The organism is Amycolatopsis sp. MtRt-6 (assembly GCF_017308975.1).
GTDB lineage: Bacteria > Actinomycetota > Actinomycetes > Mycobacteriales > Pseudonocardiaceae > Amycolatopsis.
In genome coordinates this window covers 64,571-79,035 of sequence record NZ_JADWPD010000013.1, presented here as the reverse complement: position 1 = coordinate 79,035, position 14,465 = coordinate 64,571, and the positions used below count along the sequence as shown (strand labels likewise).

Below are 14,465 nucleotides of genomic sequence, written 5' to 3'. Positions count from 1 at the left end.
GACCGGCGGGTACCAAACCGGGAGCCGGCCGTCGCCCTTGCCTTCGGTGGTGGACGACGGGCGACGCCTGGTGATCCGGCGAAGTGAAGGCGGAAACTGATTATCATATAAGGTGAAAATCTCGGCGCGAGGCCGTGTGCACCATGCAGCAGCAACAGCGAAGGTCTGGAGCGATGCAAGTGCCCGAACCAGCGACATTTCAACGGCGCCTGCACGCTCTGGCCGGAAACATCGAGGAATTCATCCGGGGTAAGCCGGACGTCGTTCGCCTCGCTCTGGTGTGTTTGCTCGCCGAGGGACATTTGCTGATCGAGGACGTGCCGGGGGTGGCCAAGACGTCGCTGGCCAAGGCGATCGCGAGGTCCATCGCCGGTGCGGAGGTGCGGCGGATCCAGTTCACCCCCGACCTGTTGCCGACCGATGTGACCGGTGTGCAGGTCTACGACCAGGCGAGGGGGACCTTCGAGTTCCGGCAGGGGCCGGTGTTCGCCAACATCCTGCTCGGCGACGAAATCAACCGGGCCTCACCGAAGACGCAGTCGGCGTTGCTGGAGGTGATGGCTGAGCACCAGGTGACGGTGGATGGTGTGGCGCACGCGGTGCCGCACCCGTTCCTCTGCATCGCGACCCAGAATCCCGTTGAGCACCAGGGTACTTACGCGTTGCCGGAGGCTCAGCTCGACCGGTTCCTGATGCGGGTCACCATCGGCTACCCGGAGGAGCTGGGCGACGAGGTGGCGATCATCGCGGACGGGGTCGCCAGGCGCAGCCCGGAGGAGCTGAAGCCGGTGATCGAGCTGGACCAGCTGCGCGCGATGATCAGCGACCTGCGTCAGCTCCACGTTTCCGCGAAGCTGCAAGCCTACGTCGCCACGATCACCCGGGCGACCCGAAAACATCCCGACGTACGCCTCGGCGTCAGCCCCAGGGGCAGCATCGCACTGGCCAACGCGGCCCAGTCCTACGCGGGGTCGATGGGGCGGGCGTTCGTCACGGCCGACGACGTGAAGGCCGTTGCCGTGCCGGTGCTGGCCCACCGGCTGCTGCTGACCTCGGAGGCCAGGTTCCAGAAGCGGACAGCCGAGGCGATCGTCACGGAAATCCTCCACGGCGTCCCGGTTCCCCGTGAGCCGGAACAGCGGGCGCGCTCGTGATCACCCGGGCGGGCGCCGTGGTCGCCGGGGCTGCCGTGGTGCTGCTGCTCGCCGGGATGCGGGCCGACTACCCCGAGCTGGTCATGCTGGGTCTGGCCGGCGTCGCGGCGCTGGTGGTGGCGGGGGTGTGGATGCTCACGCGGCCGAGGCTGGCCGCGGTGCGGGAGGTCAGCCCGAGCCGGGTACAGGTGGGGACTTCCGCCTACGGGGTGATGACCGTGGCGAACACAGGGAGGCGACGCAGTCCTCCTTCGCTGGTGGTCGAGACCGTCGCCGGCCGCCGTGTCACCGTGCCGCTGCCGAGCCTGGCCGCGGGGGACGAGTTCGAAACGGTGTACCCGCTGCCGACCGGTCGTCGTGGCCGGTACGTCATCCCCGCGCTGACGCTCGGCCACACCGATCCCTTGCGGTTGTTCCAGGTCGAACGCGCCGGGAGCGGTGAGTCGGTGCTGTACGTGCACCCAAGGGTGCACCGCATCGCCCCGGTGCCCGTCAGTGGGCCTCGTGAGGTGGAAGGAGCGACGTCCGCCGGTTCGCCGCAGGGTGGCGTCGCCTTCCACGGCCTGCGCGGCTACCAGCCCGGCGACGACTGGCGGCGTATCCACTGGAAGTCCACGGCGCGGAACGGCACGCTCATGGTCCGGCACAACGCCGTCCCGGACGAGCCACGCCAGCTGATCATCCTCGACACCAGCGCGAAGCCCTACGACAACGAGTCGTTCGAGGAGGCGGTGCAGGTGGCCGCGTCGGTGTGTGTGGCGGCGGGCCGGTCGAACTTCCCCCTCGCCTGCCGCATCACGGCGAACCCGGCCGAGGGGGACGGATCCGGGGACAGCGAGGTGACCTCCGCGCTGGATCTCCTGGCCGGTGCACAGCGGTCCACCGAGGATCGTGGCCTGCCGGCGCTCACCGACCTCGTCCGCGACGCGGTCGCCACCGGAGAGTGTGCCGCTCTCACGATCGTCACCGGACGCGCCGACCCGGGGCAGCCGGCGATCCTCGCCGCGATGCGCCGGGACTTTCCCACCGTCACGCTCGTCCGGATCGGACGAACGGAGCCGAGTTCGCCGTCCGCCGTGGCCGGCGTCTTCACCGTCGACGCACGCACCAGCACGGAGTTCGCGGTCAGATGGAACCGGCTGTTCCCGCTGTGAGCCGGGAGAAGCCGAAATCGGTGGCGCCGTACCGGCTCACCGAGGTCCTCCTGTGTGCGGCGGCGACAGCGGCGGGTGGCCTGCTGTACGGCCGGTTCTTCGCCGGTACGGAATACCTGCCACCGGTGTGTGCCGCGGTGCTGACCGGGACCGCGGCCGCCGCGGTGGCCGGGGTGCGGCGCTGGCGGACGCACTCCACTCTGCTGGTGGCGATCGGCGGCTTCGTCCTCCTGGCCGGCTACGGCGTTTTCCGCAGCACCATCGAACACGGCCTGCCGACCCGGCAGACCGCGGCGGAGATCGCGCGGGGTGTGCTCGGCGGCTGGACGCGGATGCTGGCCGTGGCGCCACCGGCCGACCCGAGTGGCGACCTGCTGATCACGCCGGTTCTGATCACCTGGGCGACGGCGTTCACGGCGAGCACGCTCGTCCTGCGCACCCGGATGGCGTTCGCGCCGGTGTTGCCTGCTCTGCTGGCGTTCGCCACCGCACTGCTGTTCGTCGGCAGGCAACCCGGTGTCCAGGTCTCCGCGACCGCGCTGTTCCTGGGGGCCGCACTGGCACTGGTGTTGCTGCGCGCCGGCCGGACGGGCGGCGAACCGAGCCGGGTGACAGCCGGCAGGCTCGCGTTCGGTGCGCCGGTCGTCGTGGTGGTGGTCCTGTCGGGTGTGCTCGGCGGGCTGTACCTGCCGCTGGCCTCCGGTGCGCACCGCTTCGAGCTCCGTGCGCTGCTGCCGCCGCCCGTGCGGGTCACCGACATGCTCACCCCGCTGGCAGGGCTCAAGGGGCAGTTGCGTGCGGAACCACCCCGCAGCCTGTTCACCGTCCGGATCGCCGGCGGCACCCGGGTCGACCGGATCAGCGTCGCTGCCCTCGACGAGTTCGACGGCGTGTCGTGGACCTCGGCGGACCGCTTCCTGGTCGCCGGCCACCACCTTGCCACGGACCCGGCGCTGACCAGGTCGCGGACGGTGTCCGCGCGGTTCGAGGTCAAGGATCTCGACGGGCCGTTCCTGCCCGTGGCCGGCCGGCCGGCCCGGCTCGACATCGCCAACGACGCCGGGAATCCGATCGGCTTCAGCACTGCTTCCGGCGTTCTCGTCAGCACTGTGCCGGCACTGCACGGGCTCGGCTACGACCTCGTGGGGGAGGTCGCCGAGCGAGATGACGGCCTCCTGCGGGCGTCGCCGAGTGCCGCCCCGGAGTACACGGCTCTGCCCGGCGGCCTGCCGCCGGTGCTGGAGGCGTTGGCCCGGCAGCTCACGGCGACCGAGACCACGCCGTACGGCAAGCTGGTGGCGATCGAGGAGCACCTGCGTGGCCTGCCGTACCAACTGGACGCGCAACCAGGACATTCCTATGCCGCGCTGACCCGGCTCCTGACCGGAAGCGGCGAAGGCTATGCGGAGCAACACGCCTCCGCGTTCGCGGTACTCGCCCGCGCCGCGGGTTTCCCGGCCAGGGTCGTCGTCGGCTACCGGCTCGGCGACAGCTCGACCGGCACCCACACCGTGACCACCCGCGACGCCCACGCGTGGGCGGAGGTGCGCTTCGACGGCTACGGCTGGGTGGCGTTCGAACCCACCGGCACGCCGGCCGGTTCGAGTGAGCCGCCGGACGACCCGGCAGCCGCGGAGAAACTGCCGGACCCGCCGGCGGTGACGCCGCTTCCCGCGGCGGACCGGCAGAACACACCCGTCCGACCGGGAAGTGACCGGCATGGTGTGCTGGGTTACGCGGCGCTCGTGACCGGTGTGGCGATGGTGGTGGCCGTGCTCGTGGTGACGTGGATCCTGGCGATGAAGGCACGCCGGCGCCGGCGGCACCGCCACGCGCCCGGCAACGCGGCGCGGGTGGCGGGTGCCTGGCAGGAGGCCGTCGACCGGCTGACCGAACGCGGCATTCCGATGCCGGCGTCGCTGACGGCCGAGGAGGTGGCGGACCGCGCCACTCGGGTGCTGGGTGCGGCCGCTGACCCGTTGGTGCGGCTGGCGCCACTGGTCACGGCAGCTGTCTACGCACCGGGGGAGCCGGACGACCACGCTGTCGAACAGGCATGGCAGCTGGAGTCGGAACTGCGACGCCGGCTGTACCCGGCGCGTCTCTCGTGGCGCAGGCTCAGAGCCGGTGTCGATCCCCGGCCGCTCATCGCCGGTGGGCGCGAGGGCAGGGGGAGTCGTCGAGGTGACCGGGGAAACAAGGTGATCACATGAAGTCTCCGTTCAGCACCGCTTCGCGGTGGCCGCGAGTGGCGACGGGGATCGTCGTGGCCGGCACGATGGTGGCCGGGATCGTCGTCGGCCGGGACGACCCGCACGACGTCCTACCGGGTGTGCGGCTGCACGCCGGGGTGGCCTGGGTGGCGTCCAACGAGGTGGGGCAGCTGACCCTGCTGGACGGAGCTTCGGCCGAAGTGGCAGCCGGGGTCCAGGTCGACCAGCCGGGGACTGCGCTGTACGCCGCCCAGGAGGGGGCGACCGGGTATGCCCTCAACCGCGCCCGGGGGTCGGTCGTCCGGGTCGACGGTGCGACTCTGGAGCCTTCCCGTTCGACGTCACCGGTGGCGCAGAGCGGTGATCAGCTCGCCGTGTTCCCGACGCCGCACGCGTTCTACGCGCTCGACACGCAGCGCGGCCTGCTCGCCAAAGCAGATCCGAAAACGATGGAGAGCCAGGGAAAACCGTATCCGCTCGGCGTCAAGGCCGCACAGGACGGGGCCGTCATCGACGCCGAAGGACGTTTCTGGGTACTGGACGAACACACCGGTGACCTGGTCTGGTTCGACGGCGAAAGCCGGCACTCGCGAGCCCACGCGGCCACACCCGGCGAGAGCCGGCTCGCCATCGTGGCCGGCCGGCCGGTACTGCTGGACCCCGGACGTCGCACGATGGCACTGCTCGATCCGGAGACCGATGCGGTCGAGCAGGCCGTCGCGGTGGACCTGCGGGCAGGCGACACCGTTGCGGTGACCGGATCCGCTGAGCAGCACAGGCTGCTGATCTCGGTGAGTTCGAGGGGACTGTTCCTGAGCTGTGCCTTCGACTCCGGCTCGTGCGCGAAACCCGTCTCGCTGGGCGACGGCCCTTCGACGCTGGGGCAGGCGGTCGAGGTCGGAAACCGGGCCGCGGTACCGGACTACTCGACCGGCGAGGTCTCGATCATCGACCTCACGACGTCGCGAGTGGTCGCGCGACCGCGGCTGTTCGACCGTCCGGTGCGGTTCGACCTGCTGACCCGCGACGGCGTGATCTTCTACAACGACCCCGGCAGCGAGCAGGCCGGCGTCATCGACCCCGAAGGCGGGGTACGACCCATCGTCAAGTACCGGTCCGGACAGCACCTGCCGGGGGAAGCACCCACCGAGGCCGTCTCCGGGCCGGACGGTGACACGTCGCCCGGGGAAGTCGCCGGTGACACCCGTCCCGGCCCCCGGCCGGCGAGCTCGGTGTCCATTTCGGTCAGCCCACGGGATCGCGGAGTGGTCGGTGAGGAGTTCGAATTCGCCGCCCTCGCCACCGGTGGCTCCGGCATCGCCGGCGCCCGGTGGACTTTCGGCGACGGCTCCGGGGCCACGGGCAGCAAGGTGCGGTACCGGTGGAACCGGCCTGGAAGCTATCAGGTAAGCGTCACGGCACGGCTGCGTCAGGGGCAGGTCACCACCGCGACCGTCCGGGTTGTGGTCGAGGATCCGAGCGCCCCGCCCCGCATCGCCCGGATCAGCGTGGAGCCGGAGGCGCCTCGGGCCGGCCGGCGGGTGTCGTTCGGTGCGGACCTGACCGGTGGCCCGCCACGGCGTACGGAGTGGACGGTGACCGGTGACCGGGGTACCGAGACCACGTCGAGCGCGCCGCGGTTCGGGTACACGTTCACCGCGCCGGGGGAGTACACCGTGACCCTCACCGTGAGCGCCGGCGCCGCGTCGGACCGGCGGACCAGGCGGTTCACCGTGTCGCCCGGACTGCACGAGGTGAGGTGCGGGGACACCGTCACCGCCGACTCCATCGTGACGCAGGACCTTGTCTGTCCCGGAGCCGGCCTCACGATCGCCGCCGGCAACGTCGTCCTCGACCTGGGTGGTCACACCATCTCCACGGACCGGCCCACGGAGGACGCGAAGGGGATCGTGATCGGAACGGGGAGGGCGATCAGGAACATCACCGTGCGCAACGGCTCGATCAGCCGGTATCCGACGGGTATCGCCATGACCGATGTGGGGGCCGTGACCGTCGAGAACGTCGCGGTGTCGGCCAGTATGGCCGGTACCGGCCCGTGGGCGATCGTGGGTGAGCGGGCGAGTGAGGTGAGACTGCGCAGCGTTGCCGTGTCGGCGTTCCATCCGTTCGACTTCAGTCACAACTCGTCCGTCGTCATGACGAGGTCGATCATCTCGGGGGACACGGGGAGAGGCGTGGCACGCTGCCGGCACGACAGTACGTGCGTCGTGGAGGGTGGTTCCATTCACGTGTATTCCGTTGGCTGCCCCAACGATGACCCCGAGCGGACCAGCTCATCAGTGAGTATCGTCGGAAGCGACGACGTAAGCGTCGCCTACCTCGGTCCTTACTGTACGACCGTCACGGTGCGGGACAGCAAGATAAACCTTCTCTTTGACGCAAGTGCGACGAACACCTATTTATCGGGCAATACCATAAGTCAGGACGAATCGCTTGCATTGTGGAATTCTTTCACTATTGTCGAAAACGTGTTCACCGGAGGAGGGTCGAGTGGAATACATGTGTTTTCGGGGAAAGGGGTCGTGTCAGGAAACAGTTTTGTGCGGAAGCAGGGAAACGGTGTACTGGTGCGAGCTATCGGCGACGATGTTCCGGTAGGTCCGCTTGACATTTCCGGCAACGTGTTCGAGGGCAACGGAACCGGTGGTGACGAGTGGACGGGGCTGGATGGTATTCGTGTCGAAAGCGCCGGTCCCGGCAGCATCATCAAGGTGGCCGGAAACCACACCAGGAACAATGCCAGGTACGGCATCAACGCCGAGCCCGGACTCGTGGTGGACGAAGGAGGCAACAGGACGTCGGGCGATCCTCTCGGTTGCCGTGGTGTCGTCTGCCTTCCCGGCTGACCTGTGCCATCACGGAGTGGCCGAACACGGCGCCGTGGGATCGGCTCCGGTGGGCAGGAGGTCGCTTTCCTGCGACGTGTACCCACGGTTGTTGATGCGGCAGAGGTGCTCCATCCAGTGCCGCGGGTCCATGTCCATGGTCAGCAGCCCCTGCCGGGACGGTGCCACCAGCGTGTTGTCGTGTATCAACCACTTCGTCGGCGCCCCTGGTGCCCGGAGGGTCGCGATCTGGCTGCGCACGCCGTCGTCCCAGACGTGCAGATCGCCGCTCGATGCGGTGAGCAGTTTGCCGTCACCCGTGAAGGCCACCGCTGACTGGTCGCCGGGTACCGGCATGGGCTGGTCACGGATGTCCGCCCGCTCCGGGTGCCAGAACTCGAGCCGGCCGGAAGCCTGGTAGTGCACCGCGACCCGCGATCTTGCCGGGTCGGCGAGGATGGCCGGCGCCCCGGTTCCCGAGCCGCCTTGGAACTGCCGGACGGCCGAGCTGCTGTTCAGGTCCCACAGCTCGACGTCGGCGGTCGTGGAGACCAGCACCTGTTCGGGACGGACAGGCCAGCGAACCGCCGTGGGACGCCGTTCGCCACTGGGGTCATCCTCGATGAAGAAGCCGTAAGATGCGGGGATCTCCCCCGCGAGCTGCTCGCCGGTGCTGATTCGCCATGTCGTGAGACCGCGGTCGTGCAGCACCGCCACCTTGTCGCCGGGCAGGGGGACGATGGAGGTGCTCGCGTCGCGAAGCTGGGGTTTTCCGAGGTGGATCGTGCGTACCACGCTCAGGTCGGAGGCCAGCAGCACCGTCAGCTCTCCCGAGTTGCCGGTCGCGAGCAGCGTCTTCCCGTCAAGGCTGAAGGCGATCTTCGGATTCGTCCCCAGCCGCAGCGTGCCGGCGGCGGTGCCCGCGATGCGCCGCCGTGTGTTCGTGTCCACCGCGTAGATCCCGAAGTCCGGTTTCTCGTTGGTCAGTGCCACCAGCACCCGGCCATCCGGGCTGAGTGCGGTGGCGGCGAGTTCCTGCGAGAAGGCCGCCAAGGTGGCGTCGTCGACCGGGGTCGGTGCCGCAGTGCGCAGCAGTGTTCCCTTCGCGAGGACGAAGACCGTCGGTGGACCCGATCCGGATGCGTTGGGGAGCACGAGTATCGGTTGCGTGCGGTGGCCGGCCAGAGTGTTCACCTGGTGCTGTGGGGGGTCCGGCGGGACGTCCAGCAGGAAAGACTGGCCGGTGTGCAGATCGGCGAGGGTGAGCCGCCGCAAGGAGTCCTCGGCGGACCGGCTGCCGGTCAGCGCGTACCTGCCGCTGAGATCGGTGAGCCAGCCGGTGTCCGGCTCGGGGCAGTCGAACACGGGCGCGGTGAGTTCCGGCTCCCCGGTGGCGCGGTCGAGGACCGTGAGGTGGTGGGGCGTGCCGTCCTGGCAGCCGACGAACAGGCCGTCCGGTGTGACGAACCCGGCGGCGGTCTCGCCGAGGACGGCGCCAGTCGCCAGATCACGCAGGACGGAGTGCCGAGTTCGGCCGGCGCGGTCCTCCTCGAACCACGCACGCTTGCCGTCCGGCTCGACTCGCCGCACGTAGCCGGTCGTTACCGAGGGTTCCGGGCTGACGTGGCCGGCAATCTGCCGGCGCAACGGCACGTCCCACACCTCGACGAGGTTGGCGGCCTCCGGGCTGTCCAGGTGGCTGTTGGGCTGCAGCGTGACGACGAAGACCTTCCCGTCCGGGGAGAACCGCGCGCTGCGTATCGAGTATTTCACGAGGACGTCGGTTTCGTCGGGGCGCAACGGGAGCGGGCCGGTGTGCTGGTCGATGTCCCAGAGCGTGACCCCGTTGCGTTCGCTCGCGACGGCGAGCCACCGGCCGTCCGCACTCAGCAGCAATCCCCGCTGTTGGGGGATGGTGGCCACGAACCAGCGTAGCGGCGCCGGGCCGAACAGGCCGGTCCACACAGTGACCTTCCCGTCCTCCTCGGCGATGGCGGTCACCCGGCCGTCCTCGGTGCTGGCGGCCACCTTGACGGTGCCGGACCAGAACCCCGGCCGGATCTCGTCGACCGCCGCGTACCCGACGTACTGTCGCAGCAGCGCCGCATAGGCCTCCGGCCTGGCCGGGTCGTGGCGCCAGGCCGCCTGTGCGAACTGCAGCGCGGTCAGCGGCTCGGTGTCCACGCGGCGCTGCGCGTCCTGCCCGAGGGAAATCGCGGCCGCACGGCGCAGCTGGTCTTCGAGCTGCCGGTTGCGGCTGACGGCGACCACGGCGAACGCGGCCGCCGTCAACGCGAGCACGCTGATCAGAGCCGTGACCACCCGCCAGCCGAGCACACTCCGGCGCCGGCGGACACGGCTGGCGACGATGTAGTCCCGTTCCTCGCCCGTGAGGCCGGGAGGGTACTGGGCCAGCCAGTCTTCGGCTGTGGTCAGGGGGACGCCACGCAGCAGTGCGCTGGGATCCCGGCCGGACTGCCGCCACTGCCGCAGCGCGGTCCTGAGCTGTTCCTGCCAGGACCGGAAATCCTGTGCCGCGACAAGCCACTCGTGGAGTTGCCGCCATTGCTGGACGAGGGCTTCGTGTGCCAGTGAGACGACTTCCGGCTCGTCGGGGTCGTGCCGGAGCACCACCAGGTGGTGTTTCGCGAGTGTCCTGGCCATTTCCCGTGACTCGGCGTCGAGCTGGTCGAGCCGGACGGGGGTGAGGGTGAAGGTGCCGTGCTCCGCCGGTTTGGCCAGCTGCACCAGGAGCCGCTCGGCGATCTTCTGTTCGTCCGGCAGCAGCTGCCGGGCGTGGAACTCCTGTGCGTAGGAGGCCAGGGCCCCAGCCACACCGCCCTGGTCGTCGTAGGCGCGGTGGGTCAGCGTTCCGCCTTGCGCGGACTCCCACAGCCGCGTCAACGTGAGCTCCACCAGCGGGAGCTGAGCGGGGGCGTCCGTGGCGTCCGCGATGATCCGGTCGGCCAGACCCGGTTCGAAGGACACCAGGTTCGTGGGTCCCACGACGGCCGCGCGAAGCTCGGCCGGCCCCATCCTGGGCAGCGGGACGGTGTGCGGCATCGAGACGACGTCAGCGGAGAGACCGGTGAACACCGCCCGCAGTGCGGGTGTCCCCGCCGGTCGGGGTGGGGCCGCGCGCAGCAGGTCGGCCACGAGGTCGAGCATGCCCCGCGCGGCCTCGGGGGCCGCCGCGTCGAGTTCCTCGAACTGGTCGACGACCAGCACCCAGTGCCCCACCGATTCGACGATCGAGTCCGCGAGCAGCGGGATGTCCCTGTTCGTGAGGTCGTCCCTCACGATCGGTGCCACGGCGTTGGTCAGGAGTTCGAACGGCTCGGTGTCGGCGGTCGGCCGGAGCACGGTCACCGCGATGTCCTGTTCGCGCAGTGCCGGGAGGAGGCCGGCGCGCACGAGTGACGACTTCCCGCTGCCCGACGCCCCGGTGACCATGACCATGGTGTGTTGTTCGAGCAGTGTTTCGAGCTGGCGGATCTGCGGATCGCGGCCCCAGAAGAACTTGGCGTCCTTTTCCCGAAAAGGTCGCAGCCCGCGGTAAGGACATTCGGGTCGTGCTGTGCGGTGTAGTTCCGGGTCCGGTGCCGGCAGGGATTCCGTGCGCCCGCCGTGTTCGTCGAGCAGCGTGATGAGCGCGGTGGCGTGGATGCTCCGGGTGGACGAGTAGCGGTGGTGCGCCAGGTCGGCCGGCGGTGTGAGCGCGGTGGCGGGCAGGTCGAGATAGTCCGCGTAGGCGGCCGACGCGCGGAGGAACTCGGCGCGCCGTTCGGTCACGGTGGGGGCCAGCGGGCCGAGCACGAGCTCGTCGAGAGCACGGAACAGACTGCTGACGCGGTCGTTGGTGTGGGTGCGCAACCGGCTCAGCCATTCCCCGGTCTCCCGGCTGAGCAGCAGCAACCGTGCCGGCGGTGCGGTGGTGGCACGCTCCATCAGCGCGGCGGCCAGTGCGTGGATCTCCTCGAACCGGGCCTCGGCGTTGTCGACGACCACCAGCAGCGGACTGCCGATCTTGCCGAGGTTGGTCAGGTCGGCGATGGCGGCGTTGTCGTGGACCAGCCCGGCGACCCAGCCGTAGCCGGCCATGTCCTGGCACAGCTCCTGGGCGAGGCGCGTCTTACCCTGCCCGGCCGGTCCGGTGATCAGCTGTGCGGACACGGGTTTCGGGGTGCCGAGCCACCCGGTCAGCTCGGCGAGCTCGCTGCGGCGGCCGGTGAAGGGCGCGATCCGGTACTCGGGGCGCAACCACGCGGTGGGTTCCAGGTTCCGGCTCGGCTCCGGGAAAGTGATGAAGACCCGGTCGAAGAGGAGATCGGGAACCAGGTCGGCGAGCTCTTCCACCAGCCTGGCGAGGTCCCGTGCGTCGTTCCGGTGACTCAGCCGCAGGAACTGGCAGCGCGCGAGCGGGGCGATGTCGGCGGGGAGCTCGGCTTCGGTCAGGGCGATCGCGTGGTCGAGGAACACCGGAATGACCCGCAGGCCGTGGCGGAACGCCTCGGCGATCTCACGGTGGACCCAGTCGTCGGGTGCCTCGAGCTCACGACGGCGTTGCCGTTCGGTGACGAACTGCCAGCGTGATCCGATGATGGCCAGCAGGACGTCGGACTGTGCCAGGCGTTCCAGGATCTTCTTGGCGAAGTCTTCGCCGGGACGAATCGACCTGCTGGCCAGGAACACGTGTTCCGTCCCGAACCGCGAGGAGAGCACCCTGGTGATGAGTGTGGCCGCGAACTCGCCGTCTCCGGTGCGGTAGTTGATGAAGACCCCGCCCACATGATCTCCCACGAACACCATTGCGTGATGGATCGGTCGCCGAAGGTACCGAGGCTCGCAGTGATGTCCGAGGATGGCAAGGGGTTGCTCGGCCGAATGGCCCTGTGCCGGGTGGTGGGCGGGCGTTACAGGGCCGGTGTGCGGAGTGTTCGGCTCAGCCGGGGATACACGTCTCGTACCGAGTGGTGGGTGCGCCAGCGGCCGAGGGACTGGGCCAGGCGCCGCAGGTCGTGGCGGACCGTCGCGGAGTCGACCAGGACGGCGGCGTCGAGGACCTGCTGGCTGAGGGTGCTGGCGTGTTCGACCTCGCCGGCGGCGAGGTGGGCCAGTGCCCGGCGGGCACCGAAGCGGGCGTAGGCGCGGCGAGCGGTGTCGGGCAGAACGAGCAACTGCTCGTCGAGGATGTCCGCCGCCTGTTGGGGCCGGCCGAGGTCGTGCAGGCACCAACCGGTCACCAGGGCGCTCAGGCTGGCGCCCGCGACCGACGCCGAACCCATCACCGGGCCGTCCGGTGCGGTGGTCTCCGGGTTGTCCAGGAGTTCCGCCGCTCGGTCGAGTGCCCGCCGGCACGGGTCGTAGTCGCAGGCCAGCGCGTGGCCCTGGGCTTCGCGCAGGGCGGCGAGGCCGCGAACGCGTCGTGACATCCGAGGATCGGCCTGCGCCTGCCTGGCCAGGTCGATGGTGCCCGCGGCGTCGTCGCGGTAGAGCGTGATCAGCGCCTGCCGGATCAAGGCGTAGGTGGCCAGTTCCCGGTCACCGGCGGCGGTGCCCGTTTCCACCGCGATGCGGGTCCACCACAACGCGGCCCGGTCGTCGCCGGCTTCCTGGGCCATCCAGCCGGCGTACTCCGCGTAGCGGGCGGCGAGCCGGAGCAGTTCTTCCCGTGCGGGGGAGGAAGCGGCGTTCGCCATCCCGCGCAGGGTGTGGGTCTGGGCGATCACGGTGGGCAGCACCACGCTGGGGCTGGTGGTCTGACCCAGCTGCCGGATCTGCTCGAACAACGCGCGGAAGGTCGCGACCGTGGCGCCGTGCTCGGCCGCGGCCGCGACGCCCTGACCGCCGAGGCTCAGCCCGAACAACGAGGCGGCACCGGTCGCCAGCGCGTCGCGCCGAGCCATGGGTACCAGCCAGCTCGATCCGTCCGGGGCCATGCTCATCACCCACATTTCGCCACCGTGCTCGGCCGCGACAACCGTCGATGGGCTGTCGGGCGGGGATTTGCCGGCCAGGGCTACCAGTCGCCCGCCGGCTTCGAGGACCGCGTCGCAGCGCCGGGCCAGATCGCTGCCCGGCAGCTTGGTCCCGGTCTCGATCTTGCCGAGATGGCCCTTGCTGTAGTGCACTCGTTTGGCCAGTGTCGCCAGCGACCATCCCGCTGCCGTCCGGCGGCGCCGCAGTTCCGCGCCAAAGGCGTCCGGCTGTTCAGCCATGTGCACCCCCGGTGCCATCGACTGGTGAGAAACAAGTGCCAGGCTAGTGGCCGAGGACGCCGATGGCCTAGCCCCGGGGCCTGGCCCGGACATCGGCGACCGAATCCGGGCCTGTCCTTGTCGCTGCATGTCACTCAGTCTGGGCCGGCACATCGCCCGATTCCCAGGCGTCGCCCGGCGCCGGCAGGACAGGCGACGGCCACCCCCTTGGACCGCGCAACCGATCGGGCCCAAGGTGGAACCACAGCGCGACGGGTTCCATGGCCAGGTGTCCCGTCGAATCTGGGGGCAAGGGGGAGACGGCGGCGGGGCACGGCATCGCGTCGTGGCCCCGCCGCCACTCGTGAACGTCGGCTGTCAATCGCCGAAATTGGCGAAGTGCGCTGACGAGAGGGGGACACCGAGAACGCCGGCGACGTTTCATGTGCACTCTGTGCGCGGAATTAAATCGAGGGAATGGGGATGAAAATGTCAACGGGTTTCACGTCCGGGAAAGCTGCGAAGGTGGCGTCGGTCGCATCGTTCGCGCTGCTCATGTCCGTGGGGGTCGTCTCGACCGCACAGGCCGCGCCGAGCCGGCCGGCGGCCGTGGCGGCCGACTGTGAACGAGCCGGTGGCGGCGACTGGTGCCACGGCTCCGGGATCAGCGGCCTCAAGAAGTCGTGCCACTCCAACTACAACCACCCGAACAACTACCACAGTTCGACCGCGGCTCTCGGAGCTGCGGTCGACAAGAGGTACGCCAACGCCGGCTCCTGGTCCAAAGCCTATGTCACGAACGGCTTCAAGTGGACCTGCAACACCTGGTACAACCAGAACGCGTGATTCTGCTCTGACGCATTGGGAATGATCGAGTGAAGCGGGTGCCGGGTTTCGGTGA

The 14,465-nt window shown here is 69.7% G+C and carries 7 protein-coding genes; 5 read left to right on the top strand and 2 right to left on the bottom strand.

The annotated features are described in order from the left end of the window. Positions 1–143: 143 nt before the first annotated feature. From I4Q55_RS22540 to I4Q55_RS22525, 4 genes are read left to right on the top strand one after another with little or no spacing between them, the layout of a single operon-like run. On the top strand, positions 144–1,154 hold the full coding sequence (locus tag I4Q55_RS22540; RefSeq protein ID WP_242546520.1) for a MoxR family ATPase: 1,011 nt from the start codon (positions 144–146) through the stop codon (positions 1,152–1,154). After that, positions 1,151–2,308 carry a DUF58 domain-containing protein gene (locus tag I4Q55_RS22535; RefSeq protein WP_206790321.1) on the top strand — a complete coding sequence of 386 codons (1,158 nt, stop codon included), beginning with the start codon at positions 1,151–1,153 and terminating at the stop codon, positions 2,306–2,308. The genes I4Q55_RS22540 and I4Q55_RS22535 overlap by 4 nt, the downstream gene beginning before the upstream one ends. Further along, a complete protein-coding gene (locus I4Q55_RS22530) occupies positions 2,284–4,521 on the top strand; it encodes a transglutaminase domain-containing protein (protein ID WP_206790320.1) in 2,238 nt (745 codons plus the stop codon). The genes I4Q55_RS22535 and I4Q55_RS22530 overlap by 25 nt, the downstream gene beginning before the upstream one ends. Next, a complete protein-coding gene (locus I4Q55_RS22525) occupies positions 4,518–7,388 on the top strand; it encodes a PKD domain-containing protein (protein WP_206790319.1) in 2,871 nt (956 codons plus the stop codon). The genes I4Q55_RS22530 and I4Q55_RS22525 overlap by 4 nt, the downstream gene beginning before the upstream one ends. Before the next feature lie 9 nt (positions 7,389–7,397). Here I4Q55_RS22525 and I4Q55_RS22520 read toward each other — a convergent pair whose 3' ends face one another. Together I4Q55_RS22520 and I4Q55_RS22515 are read right to left on the bottom strand one after the other, a co-directional pair. After that, complete coding sequence (locus I4Q55_RS22520; RefSeq protein WP_206790318.1) at positions 7,398–12,167, bottom strand: AAA family ATPase; 4,770 nt, start codon at positions 12,165–12,167, stop codon at positions 7,398–7,400. Positions 12,168–12,280: 113 nt separating this feature from the next. Continuing rightward, positions 12,281–13,585: a helix-turn-helix transcriptional regulator gene (locus I4Q55_RS22515; RefSeq protein ID WP_206790317.1), complete on the bottom strand. Its 1,305-nt coding sequence runs from the start codon at positions 13,583–13,585 to the stop codon at positions 12,281–12,283. A gap of 504 nt (positions 13,586–14,089) precedes the next feature. Here I4Q55_RS22515 and I4Q55_RS22510 point away from each other — a divergent pair. Further along, on the top strand, positions 14,090–14,410 hold the full coding sequence (locus I4Q55_RS22510; protein ID WP_206790316.1) for a lactococcin 972 family bacteriocin: 321 nt from the start codon (positions 14,090–14,092) through the stop codon (positions 14,408–14,410). The last annotated feature ends 55 nt before the right edge of the window (positions 14,411–14,465 follow it).

Excerpts from the sequence above, each read along its gene's own strand:
- I4Q55_RS22530 (WP_206790320.1), top strand. The coding sequence starts at position 2,284 with ATGGAACCGGCTGTTCCCGCTGTGAGCCGGGAGAAGCCGAAATCGGTG.
- I4Q55_RS22515 (WP_206790317.1), bottom strand. The coding sequence starts at position 13,585 with ATGGCTGAACAGCCGGACGCCTTTGGCGCGGAACTGCGGCGCCGCCGG.
- I4Q55_RS22540 (WP_242546520.1), top strand. The coding sequence starts at position 144 with ATGCAGCAGCAACAGCGAAGGTCTGGAGCGATGCAAGTGCCCGAACCA.
- I4Q55_RS22525 (WP_206790319.1), top strand. The coding sequence starts at position 4,518 with ATGAAGTCTCCGTTCAGCACCGCTTCGCGGTGGCCGCGAGTGGCGACG.